Source organism: Granulicella arctica, assembly GCF_025685605.1.
In the GTDB taxonomy this organism is placed as follows: domain Bacteria; phylum Acidobacteriota; class Terriglobia; order Terriglobales; family Acidobacteriaceae; genus Edaphobacter; species Edaphobacter arcticus.
On the sequence record NZ_JAGTUT010000001.1, the window covers coordinates 2,752,246 to 2,769,906 of the forward strand.

Here is a 17,661-nt window from a genome sequence, read left to right on the forward strand (position 1 = left end):
AGAAAGAAACGAGTCCCATGCGGCAAGGCGATCCTCTCTTCATGCAGCAAGCGATCGCGCTCGCTACCGAAAACGTCCTCTCCGGTCGCGGCGGTCCCTTCGGCGCGGTCATCGTGCGCGACGGCAAGGTCGTCGCCACCGGTGCCAACCAGGTCACCGCGACCAACGACCCCACCGCCCACGCCGAAGTCGTCGCCATCCGTAACGCTTGCACCACACTAGCGACCTTCCAGCTTCACGGCTGCCAGATCTACACCAGTTGCGAGCCCTGCCCCATGTGCCTCGCCGCCATCTACTGGGCTCACTGCGACGCCATCTTCTACGGCAACACCGCCGCCGATGCTGCCGACACCGGCTTCGACGACGGCATGCTTTACACCGAGATGACGCGCTCCCACGCCGACCGCCAGAAACCCATCACCATGCTCCTCCGCGACGAGGCACTCTCCAGCTTCGCCGCATGGAAGGCCCACGGCACACGCATCGACTACTGAGCAAGCTCAAACCAGACAGGATCGACACGCAAGCATGGCAACCAAAAAAGCTCCGAAGAAAGCATCACCCCGCACCACACTCGCACCCGTCACGAAGGTCGCGATCCTCGGCTTCGGTACTGTCGGTAGCTCAGTCGCCCGCGTCCTCGCCGCGCAGAAGTTCCCTGGCATCCAACTCACCCACATCTTCAATCGCGACGTCGACCGCAAGCGCACCTCCGCCGCCGCCAAGTTCGTCCCCAAGTCCGTCCTTTGGACCGAGTCGATCAACGATATCCTTCGCTCCGATGTAGACGTCGTCATCGAGCTAATGGGCGGTCTTAAGCCCGTCGAACTCTGGCTCACCAAGGCGCTCACCGCCGGCAAATCCGTAGTCACCGCCAACAAGCAGCTCATCGCCTACCGCGGAGCCGCCCTCCTCAAGCTCGCCGCGAAACACAAGGCGCAGCTCGTCTATAACGCCGCCGTCGCTGGCGGAGTGCCCGTCATCCCCGGTATCCTGCAGGGCCTCTCCGGCGACCAGATCACCCGCCTCTCCGGCATCGTCAACGGCACCTGTAACTTCATCCTCTCGCGCATGGAGAACGGCGCAGCCTACGCCACCGTCCTCGCCGACGCCCAGCACGCTGGGTATGCCGAGACCGACCCTTCCGCCGACGTCGACGGCTACGATGCCCGGGCCAAACTCTGCATCCTCTCCCGCATCGCTCTCCACGCCGAACTCGACCCCGACACCGTCGCCACCCAGACCATCTCCACTGTCGAAGCCATCGACTTCGCCTACGCCAAAGAACTCAACTGCACCATCCGCCAGGTCTCCCGCGCCGAACTCAACGGCAAGGCAGTCCACGCCCGCGTAGGCCCCATGCTCGTCCCCCGAAGCTCCCCCATCGCGTGGTCGCACGGTACGCAGAATATGGTCGTAGCCACCGGACGCTTCGGCGGCGACACCGTCTTCTCCGGCCATGGCGCAGGCGGCGAACCCACCGCAGTAGCCGTCGTCTCCGACCTCCTCGCCGTGGCCCAGGGCTGCACTACCGTTCACCTCCCCGTCAAAAAGCGCGAGGTCGTCAGCGACTTCCTCGCCCCCCATTACCTCCGCTTCATCGTCGACGACAAGCCCGGCATCGTCTCCGCCATCGCCGGTGCTCTCTCCAAGGTGGGCGCCAATATCGACTCCATCCTCCAGCGCCCCGGCTACCCTAAGCACCGCCTCCCCTTCGTCGTCACCACCGAGCCCTGTCTTACCTCAACCATCGAGCAGGCCATCCGCTCCATCGCCCGCATGGACTGCATGCTCGAGCCGCCCCTCTGCCTCCAGATGCTCGTAGCCGACGACAAAGCCGAAGACGTAGAGCTCCCCGCAGGTATCTAGTCATGCCCTTCTTGCCTGTAATCCCCGACGCGGTTCAACCGTCATCTCGACCGGAGCGTAGCGCAGTGGAGAGACCCCCGTATTTCGCCCTTGCCCTTGCAGTCGCCCTTGCCTTCAGCCCTTTCACCACGCAGGTTCAGGCCCAAAGCCTAACCCCCGTCATCACCGTTCCCAACCCTCCAAATACCGCCGCCCAGCAAGCCAAGCACTACGTAGTCCTCGTCTCACTCGACGGATTCCGCTACGACTATCCGCAGAAGTACGGCGCGCCCCATCTCCAGTCCATGGCCGCCCAGGGAGCCAGCGCCCCGCAAGGCATGCTCCCCTCGTACCCATCCCTTACCTTCCCCAATCACCTGAGCCTCGTCACCGGTCTCTACCCAGAACACCACGGCATCGTAGCCAACAGCTTCTACGATCCCTCCCGCGACGCCACTTACGTCTACACCCAGTCCAAGACCAACGGCGACGGAAGCTGGTACTCCGGCACCCCCCTCTGGATCCTCGCCGAGCAGCAGGGCATGCGCGCCGCCTGCCTCTTCTGGCCCGGCTCCGAGGCGGAGATCCAGGGCAAGCGACCCAGCTACTACCTCAAATACGACGACAAGTTAGACGACCAGAAGCGTACCGACCAAGTAGCCGCCTGGCTCCAGCTTCCCCCCGACCAGCGCCCCCACTTCATCACCCTCTACTACTCGAACGTCGACCACGCCGGCCACGGCTATGGCCCTGAATCGGAAGAGGTCCGCGCCGCCGTCCACCACCTCGACGACATGATCGGCGAGCTCCGGACCAAGCTCGCTGCCCTCGAACTACCCATCGACTTAGTCGTCGTTGCCGACCACGGCATGATCACCCTCAAGCCCGACAACATCGTCCTCTCCGACTTTGCCGACCTGACGCACTTCCACACCGAAGGCTTATCCCTCTACGCCGATCCGAACGACGGCGAGGCAGCCGTCACCGCCTACAACGAGTTCAAAGCCCACCCAGACCCGCGCTTCAGTGTCTACCGCCGCGCCGAAGTCCCCGCAGCCCTCCACTTCGACAGCAACCCCCGCGAAGGCGACCCGGTCATCGTCCCCAATGGCCCCTATATGATCCGCGCCCACGCCTCCGTAGCCGGTGCCGAGACCCGCCTCGGCTTCCTGCACGGCAGCCACGGTTTCGATCCCCACACCATGCCCGAGATGAAGGCCATCTTCTTCGCCACCGGCCCCGACATCAAGCCCGCCGTCCAACTCCCAACGTTCGAGAACATCAACGTCTACCCGTTCATCGCCAGCATGCTTGGCCTGACGACACCACCCATCGACGGAAAGCTGAGCGTCCTCGCGCCTGCTTTATCTACTTCTTCAGCTCAAGTAAGGCGCGGCAAAAATAAAGCTCGAAATCCAGGCTCGCGATGAAGCAGAGCCGACCATTGGTGCTCGATGACCTGCGAATGTGGTGCTGGGATTACTGACCTAAGTCGCCTACTTTGAGGACCTTGGCTGTAAGTGGCCTATTTGCAGTACTTTACCTAGGATGGCTACAGCTAACTACTACATTTTAGACAGTTTAAAGTCCACCCTCTTCCTGAAATAATGCCCAGACCGCGAAACGGCCTGGGCATCATGTCCATCGGTGTCCAAAAAAACCTAATACTTTGGCAATGACGTGTCGATCCGGTCTGCCCAGGCCAGAATGCCGCCGCTCACATTCGAGACATTCGTAAAGCCAGCCTGCTTCAAAGCAAGTGAAGCCTTCTGCGACCGGGCACCGGATTTGCAATGCACCGCGATCTCTCGATCCTTGTCGCCAAGCTCCGCCGACCGCTGCGCCACTTCGCCAAGCGGAATCAGCTTGCCGCCGATGTTCACAATCGCATACTCATGCGGCTCCCTCACATCCAGCACCAGAACATCTTCCTTCGCATCAAGCTTCTTCTTCAACGTCTCAACCGAAATCTGCGGAACACCATCGACCACGGCCTTATCCTCCACTGCCTTGTTCTGCTGCACCTCAAGTGGACCATTGCCGCTCGGCGGTGTAATCCCGCAGAACTGGTCGTAGTCAATCAACTCCGTAACAGTGGGGTTTGGTCCGCAAACCGGGCACTCCGGGTTCTTGCGAAGCTTCAGCGTCTTAAACTTCATCCCCAGCGTGTCTACCAGCAGCAGTTTGCCAATCAGCGGCTCGCCGATCCCGATAATCAGCTTGATGACCTCGGTTGCCTGGATCACACCAACCAGCCCCGGCAGAATCCCGAGCACGCCACCTTCGGCACAAGAGGGAACCAGCCCCGGCGGTGGTGGCTCCGGGTAAAGGCACCGATAGCATGGACCTTCCTTCGTCGCGAAGACGCTAGCTTGCCCCTCAAATCGGAAGATCGACCCGTAGACATTAGGCTTATCCGTCAGTACGCAGGCATCGTTGACGAGGTAGCGCGTCTGAAAGTTGTCCGTGCCATCCGCGATGATGTCGAAGTCTTTGAAGATCTCAAGCGCATTCGCACTGGTCAGCATGGTGTTGTACTTCACGACATTGAGCTTCGGGTTCAAGCCCTTCAGCATGATCTCTGCCGAATCGACCTTAAGCATCCCGACAGTGCTTGTCGAGTGAATGATCTGACGCTGCAGGTTGCTGTCATCGACCGTATCGAAGTCGATCAGCCCGAGCGTTCCAACACCAGCCGCCGCAAGATAGAGCGCCAGCGGCGATCCAAGGCCGCCAGTGCCGACGCAGAGCACCTTCGCAGCCTTCAGCTTCTGCTGCCCTTCCATGCCAACCTCAGGGAGGATAAGGTGGCGCGAGTACCGCGCAATCTCATCATTGGTCAGCTTCGGAAGCTCCGTAGCCGTGCCAACCGGCAGGGTAGCCGTGGCTCCACCAGCGATCGAAGGGATTATCGTCAACTCATCCGCATCCTTGATCACTGTCTCTTCCCTGGCTGGCAGGTAGCGAATGTCGTCGTCGTTCAGGTACAGGTTCACGAACGAGCGCAGCTTGCCTTCAGGCGTGAACAGATGCTGCCGCATCGCAGCGTGCTCCGTGACCAGCGCTTCGAGCGCCGCACTTACGGTAGCACCGCTCGCGCTTACTGAACTCTGGCCGCCGGTATACGCCCGCAGCGGTGTTGGAATGTGAATCGTCATGCCTGTCCTCTTTCGTCTTCCTTCGCCGCCATATCGATCTGGACAGCTTCATCGTCAAAACGCTTGTCGTCCTCGTTGGTGCCTGTCAGCCAAAACGAGTTCGTGATCTGTGCGCTGCCTTTTTCCACGCTCGTAATGATGTACGAGCAGCCCAGCCAATGGGCCTCAGCGATGTCGGTCTGCGACCACTGCGCTGGATGATCCGGGTGCGAGTGATAAAACCCGACAATATCCAGCCCTAGCCCGCGCGCCTGCCGCTGAATCTTCACCAACTCCTGCGGCGCGATGTTGTAGCGGTTATGCGCTGAGTCTGTTCGTGTATTGCCCGCCCGCACAGTCTGCTGCACGTGATTGCCGACACCAGCCTCAGCCTTGCCGAGCAGCACACCACAACACTCGTGCGGATAGGTCTCTTCGCCGTGCGCCCGCAGCGCCTCGTACTCGGAGTAGTGAATTCGCAGCATCGTCTACTCCTCCGTCCAGAATCGTTCACTCATATACTTCGCCGCTGAGTCGCAGAGAATCGTCACAATCACCGCCTCGCGCCCTTCAGCGACTGCCTGCTCCCCGACCTCCATCGCTGCCGCAACAGCAGCCGCAGCCGACACACCGACCAACAACCCCTGGTGCTTTCCAAGGTGCTTCACCATTTTGTAAGCGGTCTCGGTGGCCATCTCGATATTCTCGTCCGCCAGTGTCGGGTCGTAAATCTTTGGCACAATCGCCGTAGCCATGTGCTTAAGGCCTTCGAGCCCGTTGAACGGCGAATCGGGCTGCATCGAGTAGCACCGAATCCGCGGGTTCAACTCTCGTAGCCGGCGCGTCGTGCCCATAAAAGTCCCGCTCGTTCCAAGCGCCGCCACGAAGTCCGTCACCTGGCCCTCGGTCTGCTCCCAGATCTCGTTGCCAGTCGTGCGGTAGTGCGCCCGCCAGTTCTCATCGTTCGAATACTGATCCGCATAGTAATAAAGCTCAGGAAAGTCCGCCGCCAACTCGCGCGCCTTCCGGATGGCTCCATCCGAGCCATCCGCCGGATCAGTCCAAATCACCTCGGCCCCGTACGCCGAAAGGTACTTCTTCCGCTCAACCGAAACATTCGACGGCATGCAGAGCGTCACAGGGAACTGCATCGCCGCACCCAGCATAGCGTAGGCAATTCCCGTGTTGCCGCTCGTCGCATCGAGCAGTCCGCGTCCGTTTCCGAGCAGCCCGCGCCGCTGCGCATCCGTCACAATCGACGAGGCTGCACGGTCCTTTACTGACCCACCGGGATTCGCCCACTCAGCCTTACCGAGGATCTCCACGCCCGGCAGATGCGCCGTCAGGCGCTCCAGGCGGACCAGTGGGGTATTGCCGATACGTTCCAGGATGCTGCTACCGAGCGCTTTGGCCGTTGCGATCATGGGTCTAAACTCACCTTTACAGCCATCCCCAACCAGCCCCGTTGTAGGCTGCCAGCGGATGTGCGACAGTTAACTCCGAGTCTAACTTATGGCAAAGAAGACGCAGCAGCGCACCTTCAACGACGTTCTCTCCACCCTCGGCAGTCAACGGTTTGATGTTGCACCAGCGCAGGAGGGTGCAAAGCGTACGCCGGGAGCCTTCCAGGTTCGCAAGTATGAGTGCGCCGCCGAGATCGCCGACGCCGGCGACGGCACCGTAGCGCTCCTCGCCCGGCCGGGCTACATCCTCGGGGGCGAGATCTCCCGCATCCTTGATCGCGGATACCAAAAGTTTCTCAAGACCAGCAAACTCGAGATTCCGGCCACCGCCGATCATCTCCGCGCCGTCCACAACTTCAGCCAGGAGTTGAATGAGGCCACCGGCGCCACTAGCCTCTACAACGAGTCTCTAGGCACCACCAGCGACCGCTACGTCTACGACCGCGTCAAGGGCAGGGAATAGTCCTAGAGATAGCGACGATCGTATACAACCTTGCCATATGGAACCGGATAGTAAACGCAGCGCGGTCTGGAGAGCAGCGCCCAGAGCAGCAAGGCGAACCATCCGATCACGGTCCAGCCAAAAAATAAGTTCAACACCAGAACTCCCGCCCCACGGCCGCGTTGCGCTGCCACAATGGTTGGAAGGAAGTAAAGCGATACAAGAACAAGCAACGTGATCATCCGGTCGCCTCCAAGGCTGCCAACCATCATTACGCACCCAGGATCGCGGAAGTTCCGAACCGCCTACCGCCGCCGGTTCTGCTCCCGCTGCAACTCCCGATACGCCACGCTCTTCCCGATGCCACGCTCCCGCGCCACCCGCTTCAGAGCGTCCATCTCTCCAATGCCCTCAGCCTTCATCACCGCCGCAACCTCCGCAGCAATGCTCCCCTTGGCCTCCGAGGCCTCAGAAGAAGTACCCGCCAGCGCAAACATCAGCACAATCTCCCCACGGACACTTGCCCGCGCCACCAGCGTTGCCCGCATCTCCCCAACAGGTCCGCGCAGAAACTCCTCATGCAGTTTCGTCAGTTCGCGCCCGATCACCACGTGCTGGACCGCGCCAAACGTCGTCTCGACATCTGCCAGGCTATCCACAATCCGGTGCGGAGCCTCGTAGAAGACGTGAGTCCCCCCATCTCGCACCAATGCTTCAAGCGCCGTCTTCCGCGCCCCCTCCTTCGCGGGCAGAAAGCCGTGGAAGGTGAACCGCTCCGTCGGCAATCCACTCGCAATCAGGCCACTTATCGCGGCATTGGCTCCTGGCACCGGAAAGACCGGCACCCCCGCCGCAATCGCCGCCGCCGCAATCTGCCCGCCCGGATCGGCGATCCCCGGGGTGCCCGCATCGCTCACCACAGCGATCCGCCCACCTGCCAGCAACTCCGCCGTCAGCTCCTCCGCGCGGCTCACCTCGTTATGCATGTGATAGCTGACCGTCGGTGTCTTGATTCCGAAGTGATGCAGAAGCTTCTGTGTCTGCCGGGTATCCTCGCACGCAATCCTGTCTACGGACCGCAGCACTCGCAGCCCCCGCAGCGTCATGTCCTCCAGATTCCCAATCGGCGTCGCCACCAGGTAAAGCCCCGGCGCGAGCGGTTTATCTTGAACTTCAGAAGGAACGTCCATCGCTACTCCGCCGGTCGGCCTTTGCGGCTCTGGTTCAGCATGCCGATCGAGTGAGCCAGGTTCTGCGGCGTGATAATCCCGACCACGCGCTCGCCCTCGAGCACCGGCAATAATTGCGCCCCTTGCCCCGCCATCACCCGTCGCAGCGTCTTCACCAGCGAGTCATTCGGATGCGCCGTCTGGAACGACTTCGTCATCACACCCTGCACATACCCGTTGCCGTCGCTCTGCAGCGCGTCCACGATTACCTGCCGCGACACCGCCCCTACGATACTCACGCCACGCACCACCGGAAACACGTCCTGCAGTGTGTGGATGGAACGCTGCATCGCATCCTCCAGCGTGTCCGACGCCGACAGCGTGCTGAACTCCGTCATCATCACGTCGCGCATCTTCACGGAGTCGTTATCGCTCTGAAGCAGCATTCCAGAATCTTCCATATGCGCGCCAATCAGCACAAATGCACCAATCATGGTCAACCAGATATTTGCGAAGAACAGGCCGCCCAACATCAGGGCAAACGCAACAATCTGCCCCACGCCCGCCGCTGCCCGTACGCCCTTGATGCCGCCGTAGGCCTTGGCAAACTCCCCGCGAAACACCCGTCCGCCATCGAGCGGCACCGCAGGCAGCAGGTTCACCAGCCCAAGCAGGATATTGACCCAGACCAGCGCCCTTAGAAGGTGCGCCGGAGTCACCCAGGGCCGTTCGATCAGATTCACCTGGGGCGTAAGGGTCATCACCAACGCGGCAATCGTCAGGCCAAAGAGAATGTTGGCCACAGGCCCGATTAGCGCCATGCGGCGTTGCATCGCAAGCGTCGCCGCCCGCTCCGTAGCCTCATTGCTCTGGTAGGTCATCAGGCCACCGGTCGGCAGCAGCAGAATCGCTCGTACCTTGAGTCCCCACCATGCCGCTCCAAACGCCCGAGCGACCTCGCGAACCGCCACCGCCAGCAACAGCAGGAGCCACAGTCCAAAGCCCCGTCCACCAGTTGCCCCCAGCGTCGAGGCATAGCTCACCGACAGCGCCAGCAGGATCAGAAAGAAAATATGGATGCGTACATCCACGCCGAGAAATCTGCCAACCGGGAACGACCACCCACGCATTCCCCCATTCTATGCGCTATTGCGTTCCGCACCCGGCAGCAAGCAGTTCGCTACGCTACCACAGTACGATAGAAACAATGCGCGTCATCGCCGGTACTTACCGCTCCCGCCTCCTCCTCGCCCCCAAGGGCACTGAAACCCGTCCCACCAGTGACCGCCTTCGCGAGACACTCTTCAACGTGATCGCGTCAAACATCGCGGGTTGCCGCTTCGTCGACCTCTACGCCGGCACCGGTGCCGTCGGCATCGAGGCCATCAGCCGCGGCGCGCTCCACGTCTGGTTTGCTGAGAACGCTGAACCAGCCATGGCCTCCATCCGCGCCAACCTCGCCGCCCTCAAGATCACCCACGGCTTCACTCTTGAAGAGCGCGGTGTCGGAGCGATGCTTCAGCGCCTCGGCAAGACCGGCCAACTCATGGATGTCGTCTACCTCGACCCACCCTACGAAGCCTCCGACGAGTATGAAGGCACCCTCAACTTCCTTGGCAGCGCCCGAGGCCGCGTCCTTCTCACCTCCAACGCCATCGTCGTCGCCGAGCACAACAGCAAGACTCCTCTCGCCGCCCGCTACGGAGCCCTCCACTACACCCGCACCAAGAAACAAGGCGACGCCTCCCTCTCCTTCTACGCCTTCCCGCCGCCAGATAACGGCGACGCTCCCGCAGAAGGCACTGAAGACGGTGACTAGGCTGGCACGGGCGCTACCGCTCATCCTGCTGGCCCTCAGCTACTCGACTGTGTCTCAGCAGATTGCCGACCCGAACCCGGATCTATGGCAGTCACCCGACCTCGGCCTAGGCTCCGGAAAGACGATTGGCGCAGCGCTGCTCGAGCCCTTCGAAGACACCTACGAGGTCACCGTTCGCGAACCCGGAAAGCTTTCACCGGCGACCCTGCATAACTGCAAGGAGTATCTGCGCGTGGAAGACGCCATCTACGACGCAGGTCCTGCTCCCGCTTCCAACAGCCTCAACTATGTGGCAGCCCGCTGTAACGCTCTGCATCTGCTTCAGTCTGCTCGCCCGGCCGTACATCCCACATTCCGCGACTTCGACTTCAGACACCTGGCTGTGCGCAATCTACCGCCGGGCCTCGCCCTCATCATCGCCGACGAAGAACAGAAGAATGCAGACCGTATCACTCGGCACGGCGGGTCCATCCTCGATCTGGAGAAGGACGTCTCCGTGCGTGCTACGCGCCGGGACGAAGCAGATCTGGCCACGCCCGAGTGGACTGCGACGCTCACCGTCCTGGCCCGCGCAGACTTCCTCAACGACGGTCGCGAAGAACTCCTGATCCGCCGCAACGCCGCCGCCATCGGAGGAACCTACCGTTCAACCCGGATCTTTCTGCTCTCACGCAAGTCGTCCAGCGAGTCGCTAAAGATCGAACGAGCTCTGCCTTAAGGCCTCTGAAGTGAGGAGTAGCAAGTTTGATGCCTTACTTCGTAGCGAATGAACTCTCCGGATACCACGCAGGTCGTTGCGCCGTATTCGCCACCCGCACCGCAAGCTGCGCGAGATAGCTATCGAACTGTGCCGCTGCCGCCTTGTCGATCGGCTGCTCCAGATCGTCCGAAGGCTGGTGATAGCGCGTTTTCACCCAATCGTTGAAGGTCTTCATCTCGGGTGAATCCGGTGTCCAGCCGAACTTGAAGGCCAGCGCCGGAATACCCTGTGCCACAAAGTTCACCTGGTCCGAGCGGATAAAACGGTTCTCCTCCGGCTGCTTTTCAAACTGCACCTCAACATCATTCAATTGACCCACAGCTCGCGCATCGTTGCCCAGCGTCGACTCGCCAAGCCCCTGCACCTCAAGGTAGCGCAGCGGAAATAGGGGCAAAAACATATCCATGTTCAGGTCGGCGACAACATGCGCCTTATCGACCGTCGGCTTGGTCGCGAAGTAGGCCGAACCAAGCTCGCCCATCTCCTCGCCCGTAAGCGCGATGAAGAGAATCGATCGCTTCGGACGCGGCCCGGCAGCAATCAGCTTCGCCGTCTCGATCACCGACGCAACGCCAGAGGCGTTGTCCATCGCCCCGTTGTAGATTGCATCGCCCTTCACCGGCCGCCCCACGCCAAGATGATCAAGGTGCGCGCTGATGACGATGTACTCATGCTTGAGCTTCGAGTCCGAACCCTCAAGCTCACCGACCACGTTATGGGTATCAATCGCAGGATTCTGCTCGGTAGCCGTCATCGCATGGATCGTCGCATTCATTGCAAAGGTCGGCAGCGGCTTGCCCGCATCGATCAGCGGCTGCAGCTCCGCCATAGTGTGGCCGGAAACGCTCAGCAGCTTGTCCGCATCCTTCGGCAGCATCGTCGCATTCAGGCGCATGCCCTCAAGCGTGTCCATCGACGAGTCCGCAAACAGAATCGTCGGACGAGCCGCTGGGCGAGGAGTTGCTGGAGCAGCCGCCGGAGTCGCACCGGGAACCGGAGCCGGTCCAGGCAGCGGTCGTGGCGGATTGATTGCAATCATCCCGATCACGCCCGCAGCCTTCAGGGCCTTCCATCGCTGTCCCGGCATCCGGGAGTAAGCCCGCAGCGGCCCTTGCAGCCGTGCAGGCGCACCGTTGTAGAGCACGACGACCTTACCGCGCAGATCAAGTCCGGGATAGTCGTCCATGCGCTTGTTCGGAAGCCGCAAGCCATAGCCGATAAACACCAGCGGAGCGTCCACCGCGGCTGTGCCTGAAACATGAGCACTCAAGTTGATCTCTTCGCCGATAGCCAGCTTCATCTTCTTGCCTGCCGCCTCTATCTCGACGCTCGACTTTGCCGTATCGATCTTCTCAGACAGGAATTTTATCGGCTGCAGATAACCGTCACCGCCAGCGGGCTTCAGCCCAATCGCCTTGAACTGCGCGACAACATATTGCGTCGCGAGCTCGAACCCGGGCGTTCCCGGCAGCCTGCCCTTCAGATCATCGCTGGCAAGATATTGCACATGCGCCCACCACTTCGCGCCTGCGGCATCCCAATCCGTCTGGGCTGGCGTCTGGGCAACAAGAGGGAGCGAGAGCAGCAGGGCGGTGGCGAACGGACGCTTCAACGTCATGAAAGTCTCCAGGCAAAGTTTTGATTGAAAACCGATCATACCTCTTCACCGCAGCCCCTCCGCACAACTACGGATACCCGCCGCCAACGTGCTTTCCGGTCTGCAGGTCAACCGTAAACCCAACATCTTTGTCTGTCATCAGGTTCCAGCCGGAACCATGCAGCAATCCGTTCTCGATCGCCCCAAGCTGAAGCCCTTCCCAACTTAGCCGGTCCGTCTGCCACGCCAAACCATTCTCGCCCCAAGCGATAAGCGCGTGGAAACCGACAAACAGCAGTAGCCCCTCAGCCTCAAGCACTCGCACCTCGGTCACTGGCTTCAACGAAAGATGCGTACAGCCCGCGGGAGCAAGTGTGTCGACAACATAGGCATAGCCGCCAGCGACCGCGCACATCTCGTCAGGCTTTGGACACGCGAACACGCCGGTAGGCATTGAAGCGCTAGTGAAACCCAGCGCGCAAGTCGCCAGAAACGTTTCACCAACCGCAGGTTTGACCATCAGCAACAGCGCCCCGCGCGCGAGTGCATCTTCTTCTCCAGCTACCTGCAGCGGATACGTAAATTGCCGAGCCGGAGCAATCATCGGCGGCTGCGCGAGCATCTCGGCGCTCCAGGTTGACGCAAACGCCATCAGTCAATCGCCTCGAGCGCCTGCTCCAGATCTTCGAGCAGATCCTCAATCGCCTCACATCCGGCGCTCATGCGGATAAACCCTCCAGGAACATCGTCCGAACCCCATCGTGCCCGCCGCTCTGCCGTCGTCGTTACGCCGCCAAAGCTTGTCGCCTCCGTTACCAGCTTCGCCCGCGTCAGAAAGGTCTCTGCTGCCGCCTTATCGCGCAGCGTAAAGCAAAGCACCGGCCCAAAGTACCGCATTTGCCCAGCCGCAATCGCATGTCCCGGATGGGTCTTCAGCCCCGGATACAAGACACTCTCCACCTCGCGCCGTGCATCCAGAAACGTGGCCAGCGCCAGCGCATTGGCCGCCGACCGCTCCAGCCGCAGCGGCAGTGTTGCCAGCGACCGCAGCGCCAGCCACGCTTCCATCGGTCCAACGATACCGCCTGTCATCGTTCGCCACCGGTCGATCTTCGCCAGCAGCCCTGCATCCTTCACCGCTACATGACCAAGCAGCAGGTCGCTGTGCCCGGACATCGACTTCGCATCGGACGCCACCGAAAAATCCGCACCGAAGCTCAGCGGCTTCTGCGCCAGCGGCGTTGCCGTCGTGTTGTCGACCGCAACCAGGACGCCAGCCTCGTGCGCTGCCTCGCAGAGCGCCGCAATATCGCAGATCTCCATCGTTGGGTTGCTCGGCGTCTCAAGCCACAATAGCCGCGCACCCTCCATTAATTCAGCCTGAGCCGCTCCCGCGGGAGCCATCCGGAGCGTCACGCCCATCGCGACAAAGTAGTCCTGCACCAGTACCCGCGCCATAAAGTACGCATTCGACGGAAGCACCACCACGTCGCCCGGCCGCAGCACGGCGCCGAACACTGCCGCACAAGCCGCCATTCCCGAGCCAAATACCCGCACTTGCGCCTCATGTCCGGGCCCGGACTCAAGCAGTGCAATCGCAGCCTCGAGCGCCGTCCACGTCGGATTGTGCGACCGTGCATAGCTGTACGTATCGGTAGGGTCGCCCGGCGCATGGAACGGTCCCGCAAACACCGGTCCGGCGTGAAGCGGTTCGCCGGCCTTCACCGGCGTCAAAGTCGCCCGAAGTATCTTCGTCTCATCGCGCATACCCTTATCTTCGCAGGTCGCCGCTAACTCTTGAAGTGCTCCCAGCCGCCAGGTCGCAGCGGCTTTCTGGTCCCATCATCGCCAGTCAAAGTCAAACCCTTTCGCCTGCTGACAATTCGTCCGACAGCAGTGATCGCCACTCCGGCAATCCGACGCGGCATCTTCATCGTTGCCGGAGCCGTGAATAGCAACTCGTAATCCTCGCCGCCATCGAGCGCAAGTCGCAAAGCCTCCTCGTTCGGGAGACCTGCCGCCAGGCCATGAATCGGCAGTCTCGCCGCGTCGACCTCCGCACCGACGCCGGATGCCAGGCAAAGATGAGCCAGATCGGTCGATAGTCCGTCGCTCAAATCAATACAAGCTGTCGCCAGCCCCTTCCTCAGCAGAGACTGCCCCGCAGCAAGCCGAGGCTCCGGAAACATCTGCGGATGTTGCTTCGAAGATCCCGTCCGAATCAGGCGAACCTTACCAGTTCGCATCCGTTCCAATTCCGCAGCCGCCCCGCCTAGCGCTCCGCTCACATAAAGCAGATCGCCTGCCCGCGCCCCACTCCGCCGCAGTGCTCGTCCAGCAGGAGCAGCCCCGACCAGCACGATGTCCGCAACAACCATCTCCGCTGGAGACTGAGCCGTATCTCCGCCTGCCAATGGGACAGCATGAACGTCGGCCAGCGCACGGAAGCCGTGCAGAAATCGCCGAGTCCAGGTGCCCCGCAATTCCAGAGGCAGCGCAAGCGACAGAAATGCAGCCATCGGGGTCGCCCCCATCGCAGCCAGATCGCTCAGGCCCCTCGCGAGGCAGCGATGCCCGATTGACTCTGGCGAATGCCAGTCCCTCCGAAAGTGCCGTCCCTCAAGACTAAAGTCGGTTGTGATCAGGATCTCGCAGCCCGCAGGTGGTCTCAGAATGGCGCAATCGTCTCCGATCCCGAGCCGCACCACGGAGCTACGTCGTCCGGCAAACTCCCGCCGAATGCTTTCGATCAGTGCAAGTTCCCCGACCTGTCGCGTCTGTTTCTTCATCCTCGATGGAGCATACAGGCAGACTTCATCTGCAAGCGCTACAGTTTGCAAGGCTCTAAGCCCTTTGATAGCATAAGGAGGTTGCACCCAAGGGATTCGTGCATCTCGAATGACGATTGCTAATCCTCATTCATCCGAGAGCAACACAAGTCCTCGTGCCGCCGATACTCGCGGTCAAATCCGGGCTAAGGTCTCCATTTGAGTCTCAAGAAGCGCCATTACATTCTCTTCGTCACGCGCGATTCTGACGGCAGCCTCCGTAAGGTTCCAGTCCCGCTCTACTACGCCTACGTGTTTGTGGCGGTCGCTGGCATTGGTCTTTTCAGCATTGCCGGCCTGGCTGGCTCGTACTCGCGCATGCTCATCAAGACTTCGCATTTCAACGACTTACGCCGTGATCACGACTCGCTCCGCAAGGATTACGCTTCGCTCCAGAAGCAGGAGCACGAGATGACCGTTCAGGCCGCCTCGCTCGGTTCGCTCGCCAGCGAAGTCTCCGCCCTCTACGGCCTCACAACCAGCAAGCTCGCGATCCCGATGGGCAAGCTGACTTCGCGTCAGAAGAGCGCCAAGGTGGAGGCAGCGGTGACGGCTCCTCTTGCCGGCACGACCGGGAGCTTCAACGATGAGAGCTACTTCAAGTCGCTGGACTCCTTCTACGCTCTGCGCACCTCCGCGATGAGCGGCATTGCAGCACGCGGCTTCTCAAATGCTATCGGCGTCCCGAACAGCCTCGGCGGTATCTCAGGCTTCAACGATCTGGATGCGGGCTCAGAAGGTCCATCCATCTGGCCGGTCATCGGGCCGATCACGAGCAGCTTTGGCCAGCGTGAAGACCCCGTTCTCGGTAACGGCGAAGGTGAGTTCCACCCCGGTATCGACATCGGCGCTCCAAACGGCACACCCATTATCGCCACAGCAGACGGCGTAGTTCGCTCCGCTGAGATGGCGAACGGCTACGGTCGCGAGGTCATCATCGACCACGGCCATGGCATAGCAACCCTCTTCGGACACATGTCCGCCTTTGCGGTAATGGCGGGTCAGAACGTTACCCGCGGTCAGGTCATCGGCTACGTTGGTCACAGCGGCCGCACGACGGGTGCGCATCTTCACTACGAAGTGCGTATCCGCAATACGCCGATCAATCCGCACAAGTATCTTCGGATGACCCTCGCAGAGGCTAGCAGCAACGTGCACACCGGCTCCTAGTCACTTCAGTAGACGAAGAAACGCCCGCAAGTGAGTCTCGCTTGCGGGCGTTTTCTTGCTCGTACTTATTCACCCTTAGCTGAAGTGGGTCCGCCGCCTACGTAGCTCACGTGCCAGATGATCTTCGAGCCATCATCCGATACGAACAGCGAGCCATCCCTGGCGACCGTCACGCCCACGGGTCGACCCCAGACGCCGCCATCTGCTGTTACAAAGCCGGTCAGAAAGTCCTCATACTCACCCGTCGCGTGGCCGTTTTTCATCGGAACGCGAATGACCTCATAGCCTCCGCGACGTGCGCGATTCCAGCTGCCATGCTCCGCCGCAAAACCATCCCCCATGTAGCTGGACGGGAACTGCTTGCCCTCGTAGAACGCCAGTTCGAGCGATGCCATGTGCGGCTGCACCAGCACGTCCGGCGTGATCACCTTCGACTTCAACTCAGGATGCTTGCCAGCCAGCCGCGGATCCTGGTGCTGTCCCATGTAATACCAAGGCCATCCGTAAAACCCATCTTCCTTTACGCTTGTAATGTAGTCCGGAACCAGGTTGTTGCCGAGTCGATCGCGCTCATTGGTCGAGCACCAAAGCTGACCAGTGGTCGGGTTGATCGCTTCACCGACACAGTTCCGGATGCCACTCGCATACACCTTGACGAATTTGCCTTCGGGCGTAAATTCCAACACGTCGGCTCGATGGAACTCGTTCGGATGCGTGTCGGGGTCGTCGGCGTTTGAGCCAGATCCGACCGAAACCAGCATCTTCTTCTGGTCAGGCGAGAAGACGATATCGCGCGTCCAATGGCCGCCGCCGCGTAGCTGCGCAAAGCCCGGCAACTGTGCCACAACCTTTTCCGCCGCACCCGTAGCTGCCAGATCGCCGGACTTATAGGGGAAGCGGACGACAGAGTCCGTGTTGCCGACATAAACCCACTTCGGATTTGGGCCAGCAGGATAGAAAGCGATGCCGAACGGCAGGCTCAATCCAGTAGCAAAGGTTGAGACCTTCTCCGCCTTACCGTCAGCACCGACGCCGCGTAACACCCAGATCTTGTCGCCGTGCGAGTCTGCCAGAAAGATGTCGCCGTTGGGTGCCGTTCGCATCAGGCGAGGTTCCTTAAAACCATCGGCGTACATCTCCACCTTGAAGCCTGCGGGAGCAACTGGCATCGCGCCATCGGGCCGAGGAACGAGGCTCGGGCCGTTATCGACCGACTCATCCTCTTGTGGCTCCGGCAGATCGGCCACAGTGATCTTGCGTCGAACTCCTGGCTTCTGCTGGGTGTAGTCCGCAAACGCCGCCTGACCTGTGATTGTCTGAGCGGTCGAAGCCGTCTGAGCTTGAACAACAGGCGCAGCAAACACCAAGAGGGGAAGCACTGTGAGCAAAGTGGGAACGGGCAGTCTTCGAGAGTGGAATGTCATAAAA

18 protein-coding genes and 1 pseudogene are annotated in these 17,661 nt (G+C 60.9%); 7 read left to right on the forward strand and 12 right to left on the reverse strand.

Annotated elements, in window-relative coordinates; translation table 11 throughout:
* Positions 1 to 41: 41 nt before the first annotated feature.
* From OHL20_RS11650 to OHL20_RS11660, 3 genes are all read left to right on the forward strand, one after another.
* The gene (locus OHL20_RS11650) at positions 42 to 494 is read left to right on the forward strand and encodes a nucleoside deaminase (protein ID WP_263383354.1); all 453 of its coding nucleotides are present in this window, start codon (positions 42 to 44) and stop codon (positions 492 to 494) included.
* A 34-nt stretch (positions 495 to 528) separates the two neighbouring features.
* Positions 529 to 1,869 carry a homoserine dehydrogenase gene (locus tag OHL20_RS11655; protein WP_263383355.1) on the forward strand — a complete coding sequence of 447 codons (1,341 nt, stop codon included), beginning with the start codon at positions 529 to 531 and terminating at the stop codon, positions 1,867 to 1,869.
* Positions 1,870 to 1,934: 65 nt separating this feature from the next.
* Positions 1,935 to 3,278 (forward strand): alkaline phosphatase family protein, encoded by a 1,344-nt coding sequence (locus OHL20_RS11660; protein WP_263383356.1) that lies wholly within the window; start codon positions 1,935 to 1,937, stop codon positions 3,276 to 3,278.
* 231 nt (positions 3,279 to 3,509) lie between these two features.
* Here OHL20_RS11660 and moeB read toward each other — a convergent pair whose 3' ends face one another.
* The 4 genes and pseudogenes from moeB to OHL20_RS11675 all read right to left on the reverse strand — a co-directional run bounded on the left by moeB (position 3,510) and on the right by OHL20_RS11675 (position 6,409).
* Complete coding sequence (gene moeB / locus OHL20_RS11665) at positions 3,510 to 4,724, reverse strand: molybdopterin-synthase adenylyltransferase MoeB (RefSeq protein WP_317890985.1); 1,215 nt, start codon at positions 4,722 to 4,724, stop codon at positions 3,510 to 3,512.
* Positions 4,725 to 4,748: 24 nt separating this feature from the next.
* A pseudogene (locus OHL20_RS25435) lies at positions 4,749 to 5,006 on the reverse strand (MoaD/ThiS family protein); the annotation flags it as partial.
* A complete protein-coding gene (locus tag OHL20_RS11670) occupies positions 5,003 to 5,470 on the reverse strand; it encodes a M67 family metallopeptidase (protein ID WP_263383358.1) in 468 nt (155 codons plus the stop codon). The gene OHL20_RS11670 and the pseudogene OHL20_RS25435, both read right to left, overlap by 4 nt.
* Before the next feature lie 3 nt (positions 5,471 to 5,473).
* A complete protein-coding gene (locus OHL20_RS11675; protein WP_263383359.1) occupies positions 5,474 to 6,409 on the reverse strand; it encodes a PLP-dependent cysteine synthase family protein in 936 nt (311 codons plus the stop codon).
* Between the two features lie 88 nt (positions 6,410 to 6,497).
* On the opposite strand from OHL20_RS11675, the gene OHL20_RS11680 reads away from it, so the two are divergent.
* Positions 6,498 to 6,911: a hypothetical protein gene (locus tag OHL20_RS11680; RefSeq protein ID WP_263383360.1), complete on the forward strand. Its 414-nt coding sequence runs from the start codon at positions 6,498 to 6,500 to the stop codon at positions 6,909 to 6,911.
* A 2-nt stretch (positions 6,912 to 6,913) separates the two neighbouring features.
* On the opposite strand, the gene OHL20_RS11685 is transcribed toward OHL20_RS11680, so the two are convergent.
* The 3 genes from OHL20_RS11685 to OHL20_RS11695 all read right to left on the reverse strand — a co-directional run bounded on the left by OHL20_RS11685 (position 6,914) and on the right by OHL20_RS11695 (position 9,189).
* Entirely contained in the window at positions 6,914 to 7,132 is a 219-nt protein-coding gene (locus tag OHL20_RS11685; protein ID WP_263383361.1) for a superinfection immunity protein, read from the reverse strand.
* Positions 7,133 to 7,195: 63 nt separating this feature from the next.
* Positions 7,196 to 8,080 carry a 16S rRNA (cytidine(1402)-2'-O)-methyltransferase gene (gene rsmI, locus OHL20_RS11690; protein WP_263383362.1) on the reverse strand — a complete coding sequence of 295 codons (885 nt, stop codon included), beginning with the start codon at positions 8,078 to 8,080 and terminating at the stop codon, positions 7,196 to 7,198.
* Between the two features lie 2 nt (positions 8,081 to 8,082).
* The gene (locus OHL20_RS11695; RefSeq protein ID WP_263383363.1) at positions 8,083 to 9,189 is read right to left on the reverse strand and encodes a site-2 protease family protein; all 1,107 of its coding nucleotides are present in this window, start codon (positions 9,187 to 9,189) and stop codon (positions 8,083 to 8,085) included.
* An 11-nt stretch (positions 9,190 to 9,200) separates the two neighbouring features.
* Here OHL20_RS11695 and rsmD point away from each other — a divergent pair, with 11 nt between their 5' ends.
* Together rsmD and OHL20_RS11705 are read left to right on the forward strand one after the other, a co-directional pair.
* Entirely contained in the window at positions 9,201 to 9,878 is a 678-nt protein-coding gene (rsmD, locus tag OHL20_RS11700; protein WP_317890956.1) for a 16S rRNA (guanine(966)-N(2))-methyltransferase RsmD, read from the forward strand.
* Positions 9,871 to 10,596: a hypothetical protein gene (locus OHL20_RS11705; RefSeq protein WP_263383364.1), complete on the forward strand. Its 726-nt coding sequence runs from the start codon at positions 9,871 to 9,873 to the stop codon at positions 10,594 to 10,596. Before rsmD ends, OHL20_RS11705 begins: the two co-directional genes overlap by 8 nt.
* Before the next feature lie 34 nt (positions 10,597 to 10,630).
* Here the strand turns inward: OHL20_RS11705 and OHL20_RS11710 are convergent, their stop codons facing one another.
* From OHL20_RS11710 to thiL, 4 genes are all read right to left on the reverse strand, one after another.
* Positions 10,631 to 12,256 (reverse strand): M28 family peptidase, encoded by a 1,626-nt coding sequence (locus OHL20_RS11710; RefSeq protein WP_263383365.1) that lies wholly within the window; start codon positions 12,254 to 12,256, stop codon positions 10,631 to 10,633.
* 67 nt (positions 12,257 to 12,323) lie between these two features.
* On the reverse strand, positions 12,324 to 12,887 hold the full coding sequence (locus OHL20_RS11715; protein ID WP_263383366.1) for a hypothetical protein: 564 nt from the start codon (positions 12,885 to 12,887) through the stop codon (positions 12,324 to 12,326).
* Positions 12,887 to 14,002 carry a cystathionine gamma-lyase gene (locus OHL20_RS11720; protein ID WP_263383367.1) on the reverse strand — a complete coding sequence of 372 codons (1,116 nt, stop codon included), beginning with the start codon at positions 14,000 to 14,002 and terminating at the stop codon, positions 12,887 to 12,889. The genes OHL20_RS11715 and OHL20_RS11720 overlap by 1 nt, the downstream gene beginning before the upstream one ends.
* A gap of 23 nt (positions 14,003 to 14,025) precedes the next feature.
* Positions 14,026 to 15,024 carry a thiamine-phosphate kinase gene (gene thiL, locus OHL20_RS11725; protein ID WP_263383368.1) on the reverse strand — a complete coding sequence of 333 codons (999 nt, stop codon included), beginning with the start codon at positions 15,022 to 15,024 and terminating at the stop codon, positions 14,026 to 14,028.
* Positions 15,025 to 15,222: 198 nt separating this feature from the next.
* Between thiL and OHL20_RS11730 the strand changes: the two genes are divergently transcribed.
* A complete protein-coding gene (locus OHL20_RS11730; protein ID WP_263383369.1) occupies positions 15,223 to 16,233 on the forward strand; it encodes a M23 family metallopeptidase in 1,011 nt (336 codons plus the stop codon).
* Between the two features lie 65 nt (positions 16,234 to 16,298).
* Here OHL20_RS11730 and OHL20_RS11735 read toward each other — a convergent pair whose 3' ends face one another.
* A complete protein-coding gene (locus tag OHL20_RS11735; RefSeq protein ID WP_263383370.1) occupies positions 16,299 to 17,657 on the reverse strand; it encodes a PQQ-dependent sugar dehydrogenase in 1,359 nt (452 codons plus the stop codon).
* Positions 17,658 to 17,661 lie beyond the last annotated feature (4 nt).